The organism is Streptomyces sp. NPDC047853 (genome assembly GCF_043204535.1).
Lineage (GTDB): Bacteria > Actinomycetota > Actinomycetes > Streptomycetales > Streptomycetaceae > Streptomyces.
On sequence record NZ_JBIDCI010000027.1, the window covers coordinates 1 to 20,624 of the forward strand.

Annotated in this window: 18 protein-coding genes; 13 read left to right on the top strand and 5 right to left on the bottom strand. The window is 73.5% G+C overall.

Annotated elements, in window-relative coordinates; all coding sequences use genetic code 11:
* Positions 1–350: 350 nt before the first annotated feature.
* Positions 351–902, bottom strand: coding sequence for a hypothetical protein (locus ACGF5T_RS32630; protein ID WP_361012268.1), 552 nt, complete (start codon positions 900–902; stop codon positions 351–353).
* Positions 903–1,286: 384 nt separating this feature from the next.
* Here ACGF5T_RS32630 and fmt point away from each other — a divergent pair, with 384 nt between their 5' ends.
* From fmt to ACGF5T_RS32685, 11 genes are all read left to right on the top strand, one after another.
* A complete protein-coding gene (gene fmt / locus ACGF5T_RS32635; RefSeq protein WP_356605646.1) occupies positions 1,287–2,219 on the top strand; it encodes a methionyl-tRNA formyltransferase in 933 nt (310 codons plus the stop codon).
* A gap of 79 nt (positions 2,220–2,298) precedes the next feature.
* On the top strand, positions 2,299–3,720 hold the full coding sequence (locus ACGF5T_RS32640; RefSeq protein ID WP_361012265.1) for a transcription antitermination factor NusB: 1,422 nt from the start codon (positions 2,299–2,301) through the stop codon (positions 3,718–3,720).
* Between the two features lie 90 nt (positions 3,721–3,810).
* Positions 3,811–4,497: a ribulose-phosphate 3-epimerase gene (gene rpe / locus ACGF5T_RS32645; RefSeq protein WP_356605642.1), complete on the top strand. Its 687-nt coding sequence runs from the start codon at positions 3,811–3,813 to the stop codon at positions 4,495–4,497.
* A gap of 77 nt (positions 4,498–4,574) precedes the next feature.
* Positions 4,575–5,618 carry a sugar-binding domain-containing protein gene (locus ACGF5T_RS32650; protein WP_356605640.1) on the top strand — a complete coding sequence of 348 codons (1,044 nt, stop codon included), beginning with the start codon at positions 4,575–4,577 and terminating at the stop codon, positions 5,616–5,618.
* A gap of 31 nt (positions 5,619–5,649) precedes the next feature.
* Positions 5,650–6,003, top strand: coding sequence for a barstar family protein (locus ACGF5T_RS32655; protein ID WP_053127973.1), 354 nt, complete (start codon positions 5,650–5,652; stop codon positions 6,001–6,003).
* Between the two features lie 108 nt (positions 6,004–6,111).
* Entirely contained in the window at positions 6,112–7,554 is a 1,443-nt protein-coding gene (locus tag ACGF5T_RS32660) for a GuaB1 family IMP dehydrogenase-related protein (protein WP_356605638.1), read from the top strand.
* Between the two features lie 429 nt (positions 7,555–7,983).
* Entirely contained in the window at positions 7,984–9,483 is a 1,500-nt protein-coding gene (locus tag ACGF5T_RS32665) for an amino acid permease (protein WP_361012261.1), read from the top strand.
* A gap of 10 nt (positions 9,484–9,493) precedes the next feature.
* The gene (locus tag ACGF5T_RS32670; RefSeq protein WP_003977367.1) at positions 9,494–9,946 is read left to right on the top strand and encodes an Lrp/AsnC family transcriptional regulator; all 453 of its coding nucleotides are present in this window, start codon (positions 9,494–9,496) and stop codon (positions 9,944–9,946) included.
* 177 nt (positions 9,947–10,123) lie between these two features.
* On the top strand, positions 10,124–11,344 hold the full coding sequence (locus ACGF5T_RS32675) for an MFS transporter (RefSeq protein WP_361012258.1): 1,221 nt from the start codon (positions 10,124–10,126) through the stop codon (positions 11,342–11,344).
* A gap of 368 nt (positions 11,345–11,712) precedes the next feature.
* Entirely contained in the window at positions 11,713–12,501 is a 789-nt protein-coding gene (locus ACGF5T_RS32680; protein ID WP_366768052.1) for a carbon-nitrogen hydrolase family protein, read from the top strand.
* A 55-nt stretch (positions 12,502–12,556) separates the two neighbouring features.
* Positions 12,557–14,254 (top strand): NAD(P)/FAD-dependent oxidoreductase, encoded by a 1,698-nt coding sequence (locus ACGF5T_RS32685; protein ID WP_356605630.1) that lies wholly within the window; start codon positions 12,557–12,559, stop codon positions 14,252–14,254.
* A gap of 62 nt (positions 14,255–14,316) precedes the next feature.
* Here ACGF5T_RS32685 and ACGF5T_RS32690 read toward each other — a convergent pair whose 3' ends face one another.
* Entirely contained in the window at positions 14,317–15,246 is a 930-nt protein-coding gene (locus tag ACGF5T_RS32690) for an LLM class F420-dependent oxidoreductase (protein ID WP_356605628.1), read from the bottom strand.
* A 93-nt stretch (positions 15,247–15,339) separates the two neighbouring features.
* Positions 15,340–16,035 carry a DUF5995 family protein gene (locus tag ACGF5T_RS32695; protein WP_356605626.1) on the bottom strand — a complete coding sequence of 232 codons (696 nt, stop codon included), beginning with the start codon at positions 16,033–16,035 and terminating at the stop codon, positions 15,340–15,342.
* A 174-nt stretch (positions 16,036–16,209) separates the two neighbouring features.
* Here ACGF5T_RS32695 and ACGF5T_RS32700 point away from each other — a divergent pair, with 174 nt between their 5' ends.
* Positions 16,210–17,346 carry a glycoside hydrolase family 6 protein gene (locus ACGF5T_RS32700; RefSeq protein ID WP_366768072.1) on the top strand — a complete coding sequence of 379 codons (1,137 nt, stop codon included), beginning with the start codon at positions 16,210–16,212 and terminating at the stop codon, positions 17,344–17,346.
* Here the strand turns inward: ACGF5T_RS32700 and ACGF5T_RS32705 are convergent.
* Positions 17,328–18,761, bottom strand: a complete 1,434-nt coding sequence (locus ACGF5T_RS32705; protein ID WP_356605624.1) for a solute carrier family 23 protein — start codon at positions 18,759–18,761, stop codon at positions 17,328–17,330. The genes ACGF5T_RS32700 and ACGF5T_RS32705 overlap by 19 nt on opposite strands.
* Positions 18,762–18,924: 163 nt before the next feature.
* Between ACGF5T_RS32705 and ACGF5T_RS32710 the strand changes: the two genes are divergently transcribed.
* Positions 18,925–19,392 carry a thioesterase family protein gene (locus ACGF5T_RS32710; protein ID WP_356605622.1) on the top strand — a complete coding sequence of 156 codons (468 nt, stop codon included), beginning with the start codon at positions 18,925–18,927 and terminating at the stop codon, positions 19,390–19,392.
* Here the strand turns inward: ACGF5T_RS32710 and ACGF5T_RS32715 are convergent.
* Positions 19,352–20,563: an MFS transporter gene (locus ACGF5T_RS32715; protein WP_356605620.1), complete on the bottom strand. Its 1,212-nt coding sequence runs from the start codon at positions 20,561–20,563 to the stop codon at positions 19,352–19,354. The two genes, ACGF5T_RS32710 and ACGF5T_RS32715, sit on opposite strands and share 41 nt — an antisense overlap.
* Positions 20,564–20,624 lie beyond the last annotated feature (61 nt).

The window sequence follows — 20,624 nt, forward strand, 5'->3', positions numbered from 1 at the left end:
CACCCCCCAAGCCATCAACTCGACAGGGGGAGACAGTCATGCCAACTCCGAAGGCCGGGCGACCCCGTCGCGGGGCCACCAAGAAGGTAATGGGGGGTGCGGGCGGAGGCTTACCGCCCGGGAAGTGCGGATGGGGCCTGCCCGCCCGGGAAGTGCGGATGGAGCCCCCCGCCCAGGGAGTGGGGGACGGGGCCTGCCGCCCGGGGAGTGGGGGCCCAGATACCCGTGGAGTGCGGGCGGAGGGCTGCTGTGCGGGGAGTGCGGACGAAGGCCCGCCATCCGTAGGGGGCAGAAAGACGCCCACCGCCCCCGGAGTGCGACGCAGGGCGGTGGGCCGGCGGTGTTCGTGGTCAGCCGTTGCGCGGGCCGGGGAAGGTGGTCGGCCGGACGTCTTCGCGCAGGGCCGGACTGCCCGCGGTCGGCTGGGTCGGCATGGACCGGGCGGCCGGGACCGTGGGCACGGAGGGCAGGGCGGAGCCCACGTTGACCGTGCGGGCGCCCGCCGACTCCGGTGCGTGCTCGGGGGTCTCGGCGGCGGGCGCGGTCTGGGCCGCGGCGCGGCGGGAACCGTAGCGGCGGTGCACCGCCTGCTTGGTGACGCCGAGCGCGGAGCCCACCGCGTCCCACGAGAAGCCGAGCGAGCGGTCGAAGTCCACGGCGGCCGTGACCAGCGTCTCGACACTGTCCCGCAGCTCCTGGGCGAGACGGACGGTCGGCGCGGGGGCGCGTCCGTACACGACGAAGCCCGTGGAGGGGCCGGAACGGCGCGGACGGTAGACGTTGCCCAGCTGGGCGGTGAGGGTGCGCAGTGCGTCCACCTGCCGGCGGACCCGCTCGATGTCCCGCACCAGCAAGTGCAGGCTGGCCCGAGCCTGGGCGTCGTGGGTTGCGTGGTCGGCCATGAACAAGCCTCTCGAACCGGCGTGGAAAGGGATCGGGCCGCGCGGGCGGTCCGGTGTGGTCAACTCTTCCTTGACCAACGCGTGGGCGCTCCGCTGGTCACGGGGTGGGGGCGTGGCGGCATATGCGTGCGCCTGGTCGGACGGGTCGTGCGCCTGGGCCTCCGGCCGGCCGCCGATGTCCTCCTAACCGCCCACCCCACCCCACCTCGCCCACCCCACCCCACCCCGCCCACTCCGCCTGCCCCGCCCCGCCGCTCCCCGGTCGGCCGGGAGGCCGGGCCCCTGCCGTGGGGGTGCGCCGCCGTCGGCGGTGCCGGTCGTTCCCGGCCTCGTAGACTGGTGCGTCGCCCGCATCCGCCCCCGCCCGAGAGGCCCGTCCCACCCATGAAGCTCGTCTTCGCCGGTACCCCCGAGGTCGCCGTTCCCGCCCTGGACGCCCTGATCGCCTCCGGGCGCCACGAGGTGGCCGCCGTCGTCACGCGGCCCGACGCTCCGGCCGGACGCGGGCGCCGGCTGGTCGCCTCTCCTGTGGCCGAGCGGGCACAGGAGGCCGGGATCGAGGTGCTCAAGCCCGCGAAGCCGCGCGACCCCGACTTCCTGGAGCGGCTGCGCGAGATCGCGCCCGACTGCTGCCCGGTCGTCGCCTACGGGGCCCTGCTGCCCCGCGTCGCCCTCGACGTGCCCGCCCGCGGCTGGGTCAACCTGCACTTCTCACTGCTGCCCGCCTGGCGCGGCGCCGCCCCCGTGCAGCACTCCCTGATGGCGGGCGACGAGATCACCGGCGCGTCGACCTTCCTGATCGAGGAGGGGCTCGACTCCGGGCCCGTCTACGGCACGGTCACCGAGACCGTCCGCCCCACCGACACCAGCGGCGACCTGCTGACCCGGCTCGCCTTCGCCGGCGCCGGGCTGCTCGCGGCCACCATGGACGGCATCGAGGACGGCAGCCTGGAGGCGGTGCCGCAGCCGGCCGACGGCGTCACCCTGGCCCCGAAGATCACCGTCGAGGACGCCCGGATCGACTGGACGGCCCCGGCGCTGCGCGTGGACCGGGTGGTGCGCGGCTGCACCCCGGCCCCCGGCGCCTGGACCACCTTTCGGGGCGAGCGGCTCAAGCTCGTACAGGCCGTGCCCGTGGCCGACCGGAGCGACCTGGCCCCCGGGCAGCTCGCCGCCGGCAAGAACAACGTGTACGTGGGCACCGGCTCGTACGCCGTCGAGCTGCTGTGGGTGCAGCCCCAGGGCAAGAAGCCGATGCGGGGCGCCGACTGGGCGCGCGGGGTGCGCATCGCCGAGGGCGAGTCGCTCGGCGGCTGACCTCGACCTCCGCACCACCGTCCACCGGCCCGACGTACGCTGGTGGACGCTATTCATCCCACACCCGGAGCACCTTTTCGTGAGCGAGCAGCCCCGCCGTCCCCGCAAGCCCGGCAAGCCGTACCGCAGGCCCCAGAAGGACCCCGTCCGCCTCCTCGCCTTCGAGGCGCTCAGGGCCGTGGACGAGCGGGACGCGTACGCCAACCTCGTCCTGCCGCCGCTGCTGCGCAAGGCGCGGGAGAAGGACGACGGGTTCGACGCCCGGGACGCGGCGCTCGCCACCGAGCTGGTCTACGGGACGCTGCGCCGCCAGGGGACCTACGACGCGATCATCGCCGCCTGTGTCGACCGGCCGCTGCGGGAGGTCGACCCGCCCGTGCTGGACGTGCTCAGCCTCGGTGCCCACCAGCTGCTCGGCACCCGCATCCCGAGCCACGCCGCCGTGTCGGCCTCCGTCGAGCTGGCGCGGGTCGTGCTCGGTGACGGGCGGGCCAAGTTCGTCAACGCCGTGCTGCGCAAGGTCGCGCGGGACGACCTCGACGGATGGCTGGAGAAGGTCGCCCCGCCCTACGACGAGGACCCCGAGGACCACCTCGCCGTCGTGCACGCGCATCCGCGCTGGGTCGTCTCCGCGCTGTGGGACTCGCTCGGCGGCGGCCGGGCGGGCATCGAGGAGCTGCTGGCCGCGGACAACGAGCGGCCCGAGGTGACGCTGGTCGCCCGGCCCGGGCGGGCCACGACCGACGAGCTGCTCGACGAGGAGGCCGCGGTGCCCGGCCGCTGGTCGCCGTACGCCGTGCGACTGAGCGAGGGCGGCGAGCCCGGGGCCGTCGAGGCCGTACGGGAGAACCGGGCCGGCGTCCAGGACGAGGGCAGCCAGCTCGTCGCGCTCGCCCTGGCGAACGCGCCCCTGGACGGACCGGACCGCCGCTGGCTGGACGGGTGCGCCGGACCGGGCGGCAAGGCGGCGCTCCTCGGGGCGCTGGCCGCCCAGCGGGGCGCCTTCCTGCTCGCCTCGGAGAAGCAGCCGCACCGGGCCGGGCTCGTGGCCAAGGCACTGGACGGCAACCCGGGGCCGTACCAGGTGATCACCGCGGACGGCACCCGTCCGGCGTGGCGGCCCGGCAGCTTCGACCGCGTCCTGGTCGACGTGCCGTGCACCGGGCTCGGCGCCCTGCGCCGCCGCCCCGAGGCGCGCTGGCGGCGCCGTCCCGAGGACCTGGACGGCTTCGCCCCGCTCCAGCGCGGGCTGCTGAGCAGCGCCCTGGAGGCGGTACGGGTGGGCGGCGTCGTCGGTTACGCGACCTGTTCACCCCACCTCGCCGAGACCCGTGCCGTGGTCGCCGACGCACTCAAGCGGCACCCGGACACCGAGCTGCTCGACGCCCGCCCGCTGCTCCCCGGCGTGCCGGACCTGGGCGACGGCCCCGACATCCAGCTCTGGCCGCACCTGCACGGCACCGACGCGATGTACCTGGCCCTGATCCGCCGGACCGCCTGAACGGTCCGGAGGGGAGGCGGGGCCCGCGCGGGTGACCGCCTCGTCGGGACCGATGCCCCCCACCCCCACGGGGCATGGCAGTCTTGGGGCATGGCCGCGCAGATCAACCCCAGCATCCTGTCCGCCGACTTCGCCCGCCTCGCGGACGAGGCCAAGGCGGTGGAGGGAGCCGACTGGCTCCACGTCGACGTCATGGACAACCATTTCGTCCCCAACCTCACGCTCGGCGTGCCGGTCGTGGAGTCGCTGGCCCGGGCGACGGACACCCCGCTGGACTGCCACCTGATGATCGAGGCCCCGGACCGGTGGGCGCCGCAGTACGTGGAGGCGGGCGCGGGGTCGGTCACCTTCCACGTGGAGGCGGCCGCCGCGCCGGTGCGGCTCGCCCGGGAGATCCGGGCCAAGGGCGCCCGCGCGTCCATGGCGCTGAAGCCCGCGACGCCGATCGAGCCGTACGAGGATCTGCTGCCCGAGCTGGACATGCTGCTGGTCATGACGGTTGAGCCGGGCTTCGGGGGGCAGGCGTTCCTCGACATCATGCTCCCGAAGATCCGGCGCACGCGTGAGCTGATCAAGAAGCATGGACTGGAGCTCTGGCTCCAGGTCGACGGCGGGGTGTCGGCGTCGACGATCGAGCGGTGCGCCGAAGCCGGCGCGGACGTCTTCGTCGCGGGTTCCGCCGTGTACGGGGCATCCGACCCGGCCGAGGCGGTACGTGCACTGCGCACGCAGGCCGAGGCGGCGACCGCCAAGGCGTCCTGGGCGTGCGACCACTGAGGAACAGAACGTGAACGGCTCCCATCAGGGCTGATCAAGTGCGCCGAATCTGCAAGGATGAACGGCGTATCCAGAGTGTGAACAGCAGTGAGGAGATCGCCGTGTCGGGTATGTCGGCGGGCCGTTCAGCCATGCGGATGGGACCCGCTGAGCTGGTCCAGGCGGCGGCCATGGCCCGCCGCTTCTACCTCGAGGGCAAATCCAAGATCCAGATCGCCGAGGAGTTCGGCGTCAGCCGCTTCAAGGTGGCCCGGGTCCTGGAGACCGCCCTCGAGCGGGACCTTGTACGAATCGAGATCCGGGTGCCGGCCGAGCTGGACGCGGAGCGCTCCGACGCCCTGCGGGCCCGCTACGGCCTCAGGCACGCCGTCGTCGTGGAGTCCCCGGCCGACGCCGAGGAGACCCCCGACCCGGAGAACCTGGGCGAGGTGGCCGCCGACCTGCTGGGCGAGCTGGTCAACGAGGGCGATGTGCTGGGCCTGGCCTGGGGCCGTTCCACCATCCACATGGCGGCGGCCCTGGACCGGCTGCCGCCGTGCACGGTGGTGCAGCTGACGGGCGTGTACGACGCCGGGACCGCCGAGCGCGGTTCCGTCGAGGCGGTGCGCCGCGCGGCCCAGGTGTCGGGCGGCGACGCCCACCCCATCTACGCGCCGATGCTGCTGCCGGACGCGGCCACCGCCGAGGCGCTGCGCCACCAGACCGGGATCGCCCGGGCCTTCGAGTACTTCGACAAGGTCACGGTCGCCTGCGTCTCGATCGGCTCCTGGGAGCCGGGCATCTCGACGGTGCACGACATGCTCAGCGACGAGGAGCGCGCGCACTACGCCTCGCTCGGTGTCGCCGCCGAGATGTCCGCGCACCTCTTCGACGCCGAGGGGCGCCGGGTCGGGCGGGACCTGGGGGAGCGGTGCATCACGGTCAAGGCCGACCAGCTCCGCCGCATCCCCGAGGTCGTGGCGATCGCGGGCGGTCAGCGCAAGGCGGCGGCGATCGACGCGGTGCTGCGCTCCGGGCTGGTCACCAGCCTGGTGACGGACACGTCGGCCGCGGACTACCTGATGACGGCGGGCTCCGCGCCGAAGTCGACGCTCAACCGGACGGACCCGGACGGCGTCTGACGGCCGGTCGAGGCGGAAGGAAGGGCGCGAGATGACCGAGGACCCCGCGGGGCGGCTCGTGGTCACGCTGGACCTCGACGGGGTCACGGACAAGGCGGGCCTGATGGACCGCTGCGCCCGTGACCTGGCCCTGCCCGACTGGTTCGGCCGGAACTGGGACGCGCTCGCCGACTCCCTGGCCGACCCCTCGGTCTGGCCCGGGGAGGCGGCGGAGCGGGGGCTGGTCCTCGTCGTACGGGGCTGGCGGGCGTACGCCGAGGCGCGGCCGGACGAGTGGGCCGTCGCCGAGGAGGTCTTCGCCGAGGCGACCGACCGCGGTCCGGGGCTCTTCGTGACCCTCGGCCCTGGAGGATCCTCCAAGGAGGTCGCCGACCAGCCTGGATGATCCGACCGGGGGTTGTCGGCCACCGGCCATGGGAGAATGAAGTACGTGCTCTTTCCCCCTGGCTGACCTGTCCGGGGGCCACCTCTGATCGACTGGGATGTGCAGCACGTGCGTTTCCTGAATGACATCCAGCCCTCGTACGACCTGACGTACGACGACGTGTTCATGGTGCCGAGCCGCTCCGCCGTCGGCTCCCGGCAGGGCGTGGACCTCGGCTCCCCGGACGGCACGGGCACCACCATCCCGCTGGTCGTCGCCAACATGACCGCCATCGCGGGCCGCCGGATGGCCGAGACGGTGGCCCGGCGCGGTGGCCTCGTGGTCATCCCGCAGGACATCCCGATCGAGGTCGTCACCGACGTCGTCAGCTGGGTGAAGAGCCGCCACCACGTCCTGGACACCCCGATCGTGCTGGCCCCGCACCAGACCGTCGCCGACGCGCTGTCCCTGCTGCCCAAGCGGGCGCACAACGCCGGTGTCGTCGTCGACGAGGACAACAGGCCGGTAGGTGTGGTCACCGACGCCGACCTGACCGGCGTGGACCGCTTCACTCAGCTCGAGGAGGTCATGTCCAAGGACCTGATCCTCATCGACGCCGACGTGGACCCGCGCGAGGCCTTCAACACCCTCGACGCCGCCAACCGCCGCTACGCGCCCGCCGTGGACCAGGACGGCCGCCTGGTCGGCATCCTCACCCGCAAGGGCGCCCTGCGCGCCACCCTGTACACCCCGGCCGTGGACGCGAACGGCAGGCTGCGCATCGCCGCCGCCGTCGGTATCAACGGCGACGTGGCCGGCAAGGCGAAGCAGCTGCTGGACGCGGGCGTGGACACCCTCGTCATCGACACCGCGCACGGCCACCAGGAGTCGATGATCAGCGCGGTCAAGCTGGTGCGCGACCTCGACCCGCGGGTCCCGATCGTCGCGGGCAACATCGTCTCCGCCGAGGGCGTGCGCGACCTGATCGAGGCGGGCGCCGACATCGTCAAGGTCGGCGTGGGCCCCGGCGCCATGTGCACCACCCGCATGATGACCGGCGTCGGCCGGCCGCAGTTCTCCGCCGTCCTGGAGTGCGCCGCCGAGGCGAAGAAGTACGGCAAGCACGTGTGGGCCGACGGCGGCATCCGCCACCCGCGCGACGTGGCGATGGCCCTCGCGGCCGGCGCGTCCAACGTGATGGTCGGCTCCTGGTTCGCGGGCACCTACGAGTCCCCGGGCGACCTCCAGCACGACGCCAACGGCCGCCCCTACAAGGAGTCGTTCGGCATGGCCTCGGCCCGCGCGGTGCGCAACCGCACCTCGGAGGAGTCGGCCTACGACCGGGCCCGCAAGGCGCTGTTCGAGGAGGGCATCTCCACCTCCCGGATGTTCCTCGACCCGACCCGCCCGGGCGTCGAGGACCTGATCGACTCGATCATCGCCGGTGTCCGCTCCTCGTGCACCTACGCCGGTGCCGGCTCCCTGGAGGAGTTCGCCGACAAGGCCATCGTCGGCGTCCAGAGCGCCGCCGGATACGCCGAGGGCAAGCCGCTGCACGCCAGCTGGAGCTGAGCGCCGAATCGTTCCCGCGGCCCCGGGCCCTCCCCTCACGGGGACGGTCCGGGGCCGCACCGCGTTCCGGCGTCCGCGGTGGTGCGCCCCGTCGCCCGGGCGCTGCGCAGCGCCCCCGGGGACGCCGCTGACCAGGGACGACGACCGGGTCGGCGCCGTGGTCGGAACGTTTCAACGGCCCTCACGCAACGAACACGCGCCGCGCCCCGGCGAACGCAACGATCGTGCGGGGACGCGCAAGGTTGCTGCATTACCCGGGCACCGCACCGCTCGTAGTGTTCTGCGCTGTACGTGGCGTGGCGGGAACCCCGCTCGGTGGGTTCCCGCTCCTTCACGGGGTGCCCGCCGTTCCCCGCCGCTCCAGAGACCCGCCGGGAGCCCACCCGCTCGTCACCGGCGGGCGACCGGCAGCGACAAAGGAGTCAACGCGTGCTCGACCAAGGCGCACCCCCGCACCACGGCGCATCGGCCGGCCCCACGTCCCCGGGCCCGGTCGCGCGCCTCATGCGCCGCAAACCCGTGGAACGGCTGGTCGCCGAGGGCGGCCAGGGCGAGGGCGGAACACTTCGGCGCTCCCTCGGCCTGTGGCAGCTCACGATGATCAGCATCGGCGCCACCCTCGGCACCGGCATCTTCGTCGTCCTCGGCGAGGCCGTCCCCAAGGCCGGGCCCGCCGTCACGCTCTCCTTCGTCATCGCCGGCCTCACGGCGCTCTTCTCCGCCCTGTCCTACGCCGAACTGGCGGGCACCATCCCCGTCGCCGGGTCCTCGTACTCGTACGCCTACGCGACGATGGGCGAGCTGGTCGCCTGGGTCTGCGGCTGGTGCCTGGTCCTGGAGTACGGCGTGTCGGTCGCCGCCGTCGCCGTCGGCTGGGGTGAGTACCTCAACGAGCTCCTCGACGGCACCATCGGGGTCACCATCCCGGCCGCGCTGTCGGCCCCGCCGGGCGACGGCGGCGTCTTCAACCTGCCCGCGCTCATCGTGGTGCTCCTCGCCATGGCCTTCCTGCTGGGCGGTGCCCGCGAGTCCGCCCGCGCCAACACGATCATGGTGCTCGTCAAGATCGCGGCGCTCGTGCTGTTCTGCGCGATCGGCGTGCAGGGCTTCCGCTCCGGCAACTACGAGCACTTCATGCCGCTCGGCATGGCCGGCGTCAGCGCGGCCGGCGCCACGCTGTTCTTCTCGTACATCGGCTTCGACGCCGCCTCCACCGCCGGCGAGGAGGCGAAGAACGCCCAGCGCGACCTGCCCCGCGCGATCATGCTGTCCCTGGTCATCGTCACGGTGCTCTACGTCCTCGTCGCCGCCGTCGCCGTCGGCGCCAAGCCCTGGCAAAACTTCACCGATTCCGAGGCCTCCCTCGCCCAGATCATGACCGACGTCACCGGCCACGACTTCTGGGGCACCCTGCTGGCGTTCTGCGCCGTCGTCGCCATCGCCAGCGTCGTCCTGACCGTGCTCTACGGGCAGACCCGCGTCCTGTTCGCCATGTCCCGCGACGGACTGGTGCCGAAGGTGTTCTCCCGGGTCCACCCGAAGACCGGCGCGCCCCGCGCCAACACGCTCATCGTCTCCCTGTTCTGCGGCGTCCTGGCCGCCGCCATCCCGCTCGGGCAGCTCGCCGACGCCACCAGCATCGGCACCCTCTTCGCCTTCGCCCTGGTCAACGTGGCCGTCGTGGTGCTGCGCCGGACCCGCCCGGACATGCGCCGCACCTTCCGGGTTCCGCTGTCACCGGTCCTGCCGGCGCTGGGCTTCGCCCTCTGCGTCTGGATGATGGGCAGCCTGTCCACCGTCACCTGGGTGGTCTTCGGTGTCTGGATGGCCGTGGGGCTCGTGTTCTACTTCGTGTACGGTCGGCGCCGGTCCCGGCTGGCCGCACCGGACACCGTGACACCAGACACCGTGACACCAGAAGTGAAGTGAACCACCCGCAGTGCTGAACGATCTCGACGAACGCATCGTGCACGCCCTCGCCGAGGACGCCCGCCGCTCCTACGCGGACATCGGGCAGTCGGTCGGCCTGTCCGCGCCCGCCGTCAAACGGCGCGTGGACCGGCTGCGCGCCACCGGAGCCATCACCGGATTCACCGTACGGGTGGACCCCGCCGCGCTCGGCTGGGAGACCGAGGGGTTCGTCGAGATCTTCTGCCGCCGCAACACCTCGCCGGAGACCATCCAGCGGGGCCTGGAGCGCTACCAGGAGGTCGTGGCCGCCTCCACCGTCACCGGGGACGCGGACGCGGTCGCCCAGGTCTTCGCCTCCGACATGCGGCACTTCGAACGGGTGCTGGAGCGGATCGCCGGGGAGCCGTTCGTGGAGCGGACCAAGTCCGTGCTGGTGCTCTCGCCGCTGCTCCGGCGCTTCTCGTCTGGGTCGCCGACCTGACCGCCGATCGCCGGACTGCTCGCCGTCCTGCTCGCCCGTCCGCCTGACCGGGGCGGGGAAGCCGACTAACATCGGTGTCATGACCTGGCGACATTGATCCACCCGCCGTGCCTGCCCCCGAGGGCCGCCTCGGACGCCGTACCTCCGGTGTCCGAACCGCCCTCTCGGGAAGGCCTCATGACTCTCTCACCCGAGCGTGCCCCCGCCACCGCCCATACCCGGCGGCTGTCGCGCACGCTGTACGCCTCCGCGTTCTGCGACGACTTCGTCCTGCTCTACCCGGTGTACGCGCTGCTGTTCAGCGACACCGGTCTGTCCGTCTGGCAGATCTCCTCCCTGTTCGCCCTGTGGTCGCTCACCGGCGTCGTCCTGGAGGTGCCCTCCGGCGCCTGGGCCGACGCCACCTCGCGGCGGCGGCTGCTGGTCCTCGGCCCGCTGCTCACCGCGGCCGGCTTCGCCCTGTGGGTGCTCGTGCCCTCCTACGGGGCCTTCGCGCTCGGCTTCGTCCTGTGGGGCGCGGGCGGAGCACTCGGCTCCGGAGCGCTGGAGGCGCTGGTCTACGACGAACTGGACCGGGACGGCGCCGCCGACCGGTACGCGCGCGTGATGGGCCGGGCCCGCGCGGTCGGCATCGCGGCGACGATGGCGGCGATGGGCCTGGCCGGCCCGGTGTTCTCCTGGGGCGGCTACCAGGCGGTGGGCGCGGCGAGCGTCCTGGTCTGCCTGGCCGGAGCGGCGGTGGCGACCCGCTTCCCCGAGCGCCGCACCCCGCCCGCCGGCGGCGGTCACTGGACCGCCACCCTGCGCGCCGGCCTCGCCGAGGCCCGCACCGACCGCTCCGTGCGCGGCGCGCTGCTGCTCGTCCCGGCGGTGACCTCGGTGTGGGGCGCGCTCGACGAGTACACGCCGCTGCTGGTGCGCGACACCGGTGTGGCGCAGGAGGCCGTCCCGTGGCTGCTGCTGGTGATCTGGGCCGGCGCCACGGCCGGCAGCCTGCTGGCCGGGCCCGCCGAACGCCTGGGCCCGGCCGGGTTCGCCGCGCTGCTCACCGGCTCCGCGCTCGCCCTGGCGGTGGGCGCCGCCGCCGGCACCCCGGCCGCCCTGGTCCTGGTCGCGCTCGCGTTCGGCGGCTTCCAGCTGGCGACCGTGCTGGCCGACGCCCGCCTCCAGCGACGCATCGAGGACACCGGGCGGGCCACGCTGACGTCGGTCGCGGGTCTCGGCACGGAGCTGGGCACCCTCACCGCCTACGCCGCCTACGCGGCGACGGCCACGGCGGCCGGGCACGGCGCCGCCTTCGCCTGGTCCGCGCTGCCGTACCTGCTGACGGCGCTGGTGCTCCTCAGGGCCGCCCGCACCTCGGCCGCCCGCGCCGCGGCCGCCAGGGCACGGCCCTGAAGCCGCCGTCCCTTTCCTGACCTTCCCGGAGGGAGCCCACCGGCGCGTCCCCACGGCCGGAAGATGCCCTTGAGGCACCGGAGTCTCCGACGGGCGCGTCCCGTGCCGCCGGGGGAGCAGCGGGCTCCCGGCGGCCGGGTGCTTACGTGCCGGGGGCCGGGGCCCTCGGTGTCGGGGGCGTCGGTTTCCGGTGTGGGGTGGCGCGGTCGGGGCCCGGCGGGCGAGGTGCGCAACGAATCGCCGTCGGGCGTCGAATGGACGCAACGAACCGCTCACCAGCGCGCAACGGCTCCCGCTTGTCCGGTCGAGACCGCCGACCGTACCGTCTATCTGGCCCCCCGACCCCCTCCCACCGGTGAGGATCACGCATGCGCACCGCCCTGCTCCAGAGCTCCGGCCGGCCCGGCTCCACCGCCGAGAACCTCAAGGTCCTCGACGAGGCCGCGCGCCGCGCCGCCGCAGCGGGCTCCGGGCTGCTGGTCACCGCCGAGCTGTTCCTCACCGGGTACGCGATCGGCGACGCGATCGCCGCCCTCGCCGAGCCCGCGGACGGCGACGCGGCCGACGCCGTCGCCGAGATCGCCGGGCGCCACAACCTCGCCGTCGCCTACGGCTACCCGGAGCGGGCCGGCGCGGACGTGTTCAACTCCGTCCAGCTGATCTCCGCCGACGGCACCCGCCTGGCCAACTACCGCAAGACCCACCTCTTCGGCTGCTTCGAGCGCGAGCACTTCACGCCCGGCGAGAAGTCCGTCGTCCAGGCCCAGCTCGACGGGGTCACCGTCGGCCTGATGATCTGCTACGACGTGGAGTTCCCGGAGAACGTACGCGCCCACGCCCTGGCCGGCACCGACCTGCTGCTCGTGCCGACCGCGCAGATGCACCCGTTCCAGTTCGTCGCCGAGTCCGTCGTACCGGTGCGGGCCTTCGAGAACCAGATGTACGTGGCGTACGTCAACCGCGTCGGTCAGGAGGGCGAGTTCGAGTTCGTCGGCCTGTCCGCGCTCGCCGGACCGGACGGGACCGTCCGCGGCCGGGCCGGACGCGTCGAGGAGCTGGTCCTCGCCGACGTCGACCCGGCCCTCCTCGCCGCCTCCCGCGAGGCCAACCCCTACCTGAAGGACCGCCGCCCCGGCCTCTACGGCTCCCTCGTCTGAGTCCCGCGCGCCGAGCCCTCCCCCCTGTTCCACCTGTGCAAGGAGTCCGTACCCCATGACGTCCACCGTGCCCAACGCGATCGAGCACGCAGACGAGCAGCAGCCGCCGATCACCATGTTCGGTCCGGACTTCCCGTACGCGTACGACGACTTCCTCGCCCACCCGGCCGGTCTCGGGCAGGTCCCCGCGACCGAGCACGGCAGCGAGGTCGCGGTCATCGGCGGCGGCATGTCCGGCATCGTGGCCGCCTACGAGCTGATGAAGATGGGCCTCAAGCCCGTGGTGTACGAGGCCGACCGGATCGGGGGGCGCCTGCGCACCGTCGGCTTCGAGGGGTGCGACCCGTCGCTGACCGCCGAGATGGGCGCGATGCGCTTCCCGCCCTCCTCCACCGCGCTCCAGCACTACATCGACCTGGTGGGACTGGAGACCCGCTCCTTCCCCAACCCCCTGGCCGAGGCGACGCCCTCCACCGTCGTCGACCTCAAGGGCGAGTCGCACTACGCCGAGACCCTCGCCGACCTGCCGCAGGTCTACCGCGACGTGGCCGACGCCTGGGCCAGGTGCCTCGAGGAGGGCGCCGACTTCTCCGACATGAACCGCGCCCTGCGCGAGCGCGACGTCCCGCGCATCCGCGAGATCTGGGCGAAGCTGGTCGAGAAGCTCGACAACCAGACCTTCTACGGCTTCCTCTGCGACTCCGAGGCCTTCAAGTCCTTCCGCCACCGCGAGATCTTCGGCCAGGTCGGCTTCGGCACCGGCGGCTGGGACACCGACTTCCCCAACTCCATCCTGGAGATCCTCCGCGTCGTCTACACCGAGGCCGACGACCACCACCGCGGCATCGTCGGCGGCTCCCAGCAACTGCCGCTCAGGCTCTGGGAGCGCGAGCCGGAGAAGATCGTCCACTGGCCCTACGGCACCTCGCTGCGGTCCCTGCACGTGGACGGTGAGCCCCGCCCGGCCGTGACCCGGCTGACCCGCACCGCCGGCAACCGGATCACGGTGACCGACGCCGACGGCGACATCCGCACGTACCGGGCGGCGATCTTCACCGCCCAGTCCTGGATGCTGCTCTCCAAGATCGACTGCGACGACTCGCTCTTCCCGATCGACCACTGGACCGCGATCGAGCGGACCCACTACATGGAGAGCTCCAAGCTCTTCGTCCCCGTGGACCGCCCGTTCTGGCTGGACAAGGACGAGGAGACGGGGCGGGACGTCATGTCGATGACGCTCACCGACCGCATGACCCGCGGCACCTACCTGCTGGACGACGGCCCGGACCGGCCCGCCGTCATCTGCCTCTCCTACACCTGGTGCGACGACAGCCTGAAGTGGCTCCCGCTGTCCGCGGCCGAGCGGATGGAGGTCATGCTCAAGTCGCTCGGCGAGATCTACCCGAAGGTCGACATCCGGAAGCACATCATCGGCAACCCGGTGACGGTCTCCTGGGAGAACGAGCCCTACTTCATGGGCGCGTTCAAGGCCAACCTGCCCGGCCACTACCGGTACCAGCGGCGCCTGTTCACGCACTTCATGCAGGAGGACCTGCCCGAGGACAAGCGGGGGATCTTCCTCGCCGGCGACGACATCTCCTGGACCGCGGGCTGGGCCGAGGGAGCCGTCCAGACCGCGCTGAACGCCGTCTGGGGCGTCATGCACCACTTCGGCGGGACGACCGACGCGACCAACCCCGGCCCGGGCGACGTCTACGACGAGATCGCGCCGGTCGAGCTGCCCGAGGACTAGCCCGGGTCCGCCGCCGGGGGCGGCCCGCCTCCGGCGGCCGCCTCCGGCGGGAGATGCACCCCCTACACCCCGGCCGCCCTGGCCTTCTCGTACACCTCGGTGGCGAGGTCCTTCAGCTCCTCGGCGTCCCGCGCGGAGCCCTGCAGGTCGACGAGGATCTCGTCCAGCCCGATGGCGGCGTGGGCGGCGAGGTCCTCGACGATCCGGTCGACGCTGCCGTGGAAGGGCCGGCGCCCGGCGTCCGCGCGGGTCGACGAGCTGTGGCGGGCGTTGGCCCGCAGCACCGTCCGGATCGGCTCCGTACGCCCCCGCTCCTCCGCCAGCTCCCGCAGCTGCCGCCACTGCGCGGCCACGGCCTCGACCCCCACGCCGCCCGGCAGCCAGCCGTCGGCGTGGTCGACGAGCCGACGCCGGGCCTTCCCGCTGCCCGCCGCCAGCAGCACCGGGACGCGCCGGGCGGGCTTGGGACCGACCACGGCGGACGCGATCCTCGTGAGGTCACCCTCGTACACCACCGGGTCCGGGCCCCAGACCGCGCGGCACACGGCGATCACCTCGTCCAGAGCCTGCCCGCGCTCCGCGAAGGGCCGGAACGAAGCCGCCGCGTACTCGTCGTGGGACCAGCCCGTGCCGAAGCCGGCGACCACCCGGCCGCCGCTCGCCGCGTCCAGCGAGGCCAGCGCCCTGGCCAACTGGAACGGGTTGTGCAGCGGGGCGACGAGCACACTGGTGCCCAGCTCCGCCCGTTCGGTGGCCGCGGCCGCGAGGGTCAGGGTGACCAGCGGTTCCGCCACGTTCCGGTACTCGTCCGGCCAGGGCAGGCCCTCGACGCCGTACAGCCCTTGGGTCGCCGGCTCGGGGACGAGGGCCCGCTCGAAGACCCACAGGCTGTCGTACCCCGTCCGCTCCGCCGCGCGGGCCACGTCGGGGACGTCCCTGCCGAGGTCGTACTGCCGCATCTGGGGGAGGCCGAGTCCGAGCCGGGTCGTCATGTCCGGGTGCTCCTTCGCGTCGGGTGCGAGGCTGCTGAGAGGGGCAACGTGCGGCGATCGCGCGGGGATTCCGCCCGCCCGGGAAGCGGCCGTTCAGTCCGGCAGCGGGGTGAGCAGCATGCGGCCCGCGAAGCCGACGGCCGCGTCCAGGCGCTCCGTGAACTCCCCGGCCAGGTCCGGGAGCCGGCGCAGCGCCCACAGCGCGCGGGCCGCGGACCAGGTGGCGTCGCGGGCGCGCTCCAGGCTCCAGGAGCCGAGCAGATGGGTCAGCGGGTCGGCGATCCGCAGGAGGTCGGGACCCGGCATCAGCTCGTCGCGGATGCGCTCCTCCAGCGAGACGAGGACCTCGCCCACCCGGTCGAACTCGTCCTCCAGCTCCAGGGGATCGCAGCCGAGCGTACGACAGGTGTCCACCACGGCCAGCGCGAGATCGTGGCCGATGTGCGCGTTGATGCCCGCCAGCGCGAACTGCAGCGGCCGTACGCCGGGATGGCGGCGGAACTGGAACAGGGGTCGCCAGCACGCGGGCGGCCGGTGTCCCCTCTCCACGGTGTCGACGGCCGCCAGATAGCGCTCCGCGAACCGCACGTCCAGCGCGATCGCGGCCCGGGCGTCCGGGAACCGGCCGCCGTCGATGTGCCGGTCGACGGTCTCGGTGACGGTCAGGTAGACGCGGTTGAAGACGGCCACCCCGTCCCGTGCGGGCAGCGCCGTGTCGAGGGCGCGCATCCGGGCGAGGACCGTGTCCACCGTCCGGACGGCCGCCGGGAGTTGTTCGCAGTGCGCCATGGCGGCAGGGTCCCAGCTTTAGGCTGGCCGGAGTGCCGGCGGGCCCGACGCTTCCCCAGAACGGGGGAACGCGCCCGCCGTGCGGGGGAGGGGGAACCGTACGTGTCAGGCCTTCGTGCCCGGCGCCTGGCCGCTCGCAGGGCCGAGCGCAGGCGAGCCGCCCGCCGCGGCGCGATGGTCGCGGTGGCGTCCGTCGTGGTGGCAGTGGGTACCGCGACCGGCATGCTGTCCGTGCTCGGGGACGACGGCGGCGGCGTGGACGGGGCACGGCCCCAGGCGACGCGCTCGCCACGGCTGCACTCCCTGCCCGTGGTGCCGTCCCCGTCGGCGACAGCGACCGCGGCGGCCACGGCCTCGCCCTCCGCGTCCAAGAAGGCGGGCCCCAAAGCCTCTCCCGGGAAGCCCGGGAAGAGGCCCGAGAGGAAGACGCCCCCGGCCACCGAGGCCTCCACCCGGCTCTACCGGCACCCCGATTCCCAGGTCCTCGACTGGGTCAGGGCCCACCCCGACGACCCGCGCCGGGACGTCATCGGCTCCCGGATAGCCGCCCACCCGGCAGCCGTCTGGTTCGCCGACCACACGCCCGCGAACATCACCGCACGGGTCCGCGCCGTCACCTCGGGCGGCGCCGCGGCGGGCCGGGTGCCGGTCGTCGTGCCGTACGTCGTACCGGGCCGGGACTGCGGCGGCCACTCCGAGGGCGGGGCACCCGACCTCGACGCCTACGACGCGTGGATCGACCGCTTCGCCGCCGGGCTCGGCTCCGGCGACGTCATCGTCGTCCTGGAGCCCGACTCGGTGGCCCAGGCCGAGTGCCTGTCGGCCGGGGAGCGCGCCGACCGCTTCGCCTCGCTGGCCCGGGCCGGGCGGGTCATGAAGGACGCCAACCCCAGGGCCCGGGTCTACTTCGACGCGGGCCACTCGGGCTGGCACGCGCCCGCCAGGCAGGCGGGCTGGCTGAGGCAGGCCGGCGCCGCCTCGGCCGCCTCCTCCGACGGCATCTTCAGCAACGTCTCCAACTTCCACGCGACGGCCGACGAGGTCGCCTACGACCGCGCGGTGCTCGACGCCCTGGGCGGTCCCGCGAGCCTCGGCGCGGTCATCGACACCAGCCGCAACGGCAGCGGCGCCCCGCCCGGCGGCCAGTGGTGCGACCCGGCCGGCCGCACCCTGGGCCGCGCACCGACCCTGAGCACCGGCCTGGGACGCGTCGACGCCTACCTGTGGGTCAAGCTGCCGGGCGAGTCGGACGGCTGCAGGGGGGAGCCGGGCACCTTCACGCCGTCCTACGCCTACGACCTGGCGCGCTGAGAGCCGCCGTCGCCGTCCGGCCCCTCGTCCTGCGCCGCCCCGGTCCCCGCGTCGTACGAGGAGGTGCCCTCGTCGAGCAGCGGCCGCTGCGTCTTGAGGTGGGCCGGGGCGAAGGCCCGCAGTGCGTGGTAGCCGGTGATGACGACCACGGTGCCGAGCGCGATGCCGCTGAGCGAGAAGGTGTCGGTGAACTCCATGCTGACGTTGCCGACGCCGATGATGATGCCCGCGGCGGCCGGCACCAGGTTCAGCGGGTTGCGCAGGTCCACCTTCGCGTTGATCCAGATCTGAGCGCCGAGCAGGCCGATCATGCCGTAGAGGATGACGGTGATGCCGCCGAGGACGCCGCCCGGGATCGCGGCCACGACCGCCCCGAACTTCGGGCAGAGGCCGAACAGCAGGGCGAATCCCGCGGCGGCCCAGTAGGCGGCCGTCGAGTAGACCCGGGTCGCGGCCATCACACCGATGTTCTCGGAGTACGTGGTGTTGGGCGGGCCGCCGACCGCGGTGGAGAGCATGGAGCCGACGCCGTCCGCGGAGATCGCCGTGCCCAGCTTGTCGTCGAGGTTGTCGCCGGTCATCTCGCCGACCGCCTTGACGTGCCCGGCGTTCTCCGCGACGAGCGCGATGACGACCGGCAGGGCGACCAGGATCGCCGACCACTCGAAGCTCGGTCCGTGGAAGGAGGGCAGGCCGATCCAGTCGGCCCGGCCCACGGCGGAGAGGTCCAGGCGCCAGTGGTCGGTGAGCTTGCCGCTGCCGTCCACGGAGTGGATCTTGCCGAAGACCAGGTCGAGCACCCAGGACAGCAGGTAGCCGAAGACCAGCCCGAGGAAGATCGCGATCCGGGACCAGAAACCGCGCAGGCAGACCACGGCCAGACCGGTGAACAGCATCACCAGCAGGGCCGTCCACTGGTCCTGCGGCCAGTAGGTGGAGGCGGTGACCGGGGCCAGGTTGAAGCCGATCAGCATCACCACCGCGCCGGTCACGATGGGCGGCATCGCGGCGTGGATGATCCGCGCCCCGAAGCGCTGCACGGCGAGGCCCACCAGGAACAGCGCGGCGCCCACGACCAGGACCGCGCCGGTGACCGTGGCGCTGGTGCCGCCCTGGGCCCGGATCACCGCGGCGACGCCGACGAAGGAGAGGGAGCAGCCGAGGTAGCTGGGCACCCGGCCGCGGGTGGCGAGCAGGAAGATCGCGGTCGCCACGCCCGACATCATGATCGCGAGGTTGGGATCCAGGCCCATCAGGACCGGAGCCACGAAGGACGCCCCGAACATGGCCACCACGTGCTGGGCGCCGAGCCCGACCGTGCGGGGCCACGAGAGCCGTTCGTCGGGGCGGACCACCGCTCCGGGTGCGGGCGTGCGCCCGTCACCGTGCAGCTTCCAGCGCACGCCGAGGTCCATGGTGAGGTTTCGCTTTCTCTGTACCGAGGTCTGTCCGGACCATTGTCAGGGGTGCCCGACCGTGCGGTTGACCTGCTCCTTCCCTACGGGGCGTCCTGAGCGTCCGCTTAGGATGGAGGGGATCGTCCGTTCGTCGGTACCCCCGCGCCACCTGGAGTCCGCCGTGTCCGCCCAAGTCCCCACCGCCCCCGCCCTGTCCGCCCCGCGGTACGGCCGGCTCGTCCCCGTCACCGTCCACTTCGACGATCTGGACGCCCTCGGACTGCTGCACAACGCCCGCTACCCCGTGCTGGTCGAACGGGCCTGGACCGAGCTGTGGACCGAGTACGGCTTCCGCTTCGAGGGCGACTGGGCGGCGGCCGGCGACGCCTGCAACGCCGTCAAGGAGCTGACCGTCACCTACGAGGCGCCGGTCACCCGGCCGGGCGCGTACGCCGTCCACCTCTGGCTGGAGCGCCTGGGCAGGACCGGGCTGACGTACGGCTTCCGGTTCTGCTCCCCGGACGGCGCCACCACCTACGCCCGCGGCACCCGGGTGCTGGTCAGGCTGGACTCGGCGACGCTGCGTCCGGCGCCGTGGAGCGACACCTTCAGGGCTGCCGGTCGGGCACTGCTGCGCTCGGCGGACTGATCTTCGCCCGGTCCCGGTCCCCGGCGCGCAGCACCTTGGCGAACAGCACCAGGCAGCAGGTCAGCACGGTCACCAGGCCGAAGGAGACCACCAGGCTGGTCAGCTCGGCCAGGCCGCCGATCGCGCTCGGCGCGACCAGGCCCGAGGTGTACGTGATGGTGGCGACGCCCGCGATGGCGAGGCTGGGGTTGGAGCCGGCGCGCCCGGCCGCCGCGAAGCACAACGGCACGACCACGGCGATGCCGAGGCCCATCAGCGCGAAGCCGGCCATCGCCACCGCCGGACGCCCCCCGAGGACGATGAGCAGACCGCCGAGCGCGGCCAGCACACCGCTCACCCGGACCGTGCGCACCGCGCCGAAGCGGTCCACCACCTTGTCGCCGGCGAACCGGGCCAGCGCCATGGTGAGCGTGAAGCCCGTCGTGCAGGCCGCCGCCAGACCGGCCGAGGTCCCCAACTCGTCCCGCAGGTAGACCGCGGACCAGTCCAGGCTCGCGCCCTCGGCGAACACCGCGCAGAACCCGACGGCGCCGATCAGCAGCGCCGACCTCGGGGGCAGCGCGAACCGCGGCGGCGGGTCCTCGTCCTCGGCGGGCTGGAGGTCCAGCACCCAGGCGCAGGCGACCAGGCCCGCCACGGTCAGCACCCCGGCGGCCAGCACGTGGTGCAGCCGGGCGTCCGAGCCCAGGTGGGCGGCGAGGGTGCCGGCCGCCGAGCCGATCAGGGCGCCCGCGCTCCACATGCCGTGCAGCCCCGACATGATCGACTTGTCGAGCCGGTTCTCGATCTCGACGCCCAGCGCGTTCATCGCCACGTCCGACATGCCCGCGGTGGCGCCGTAGACGAACAGGGCGAGGCACAGGGTGAGCAGGTTCGGGGCGAGGGACGGCAGGACCAGCGCCAGCGTCCACAGGGCCAGCAGTCCGCGCAGGGCGGTGCGGGCGCCGAAGCGATGACTGATGCTGCCGGCCAGCGGCATGGCGACGGAGGCGCCGAGCGCCGGGAAGGCGAGCGCCAGGCCCAACTGGCCCGCGCTGACCCCGGCGTGGTCCTGGATCCACGGCACGCGCGTCGCGAACGAGCCGGTGACGGCGCCGTGCACGGCGAACACGGCCGCCACGGCGTACCGGGCGCGCCTCACCTCGCGCGGCGCGTAGACCACTGTGCTCATTCCCCTGCCCCCTTCGTCGGGTCCACTCGGCAGACTCGCCCCCTGGCGTCGCTGCGCCGCG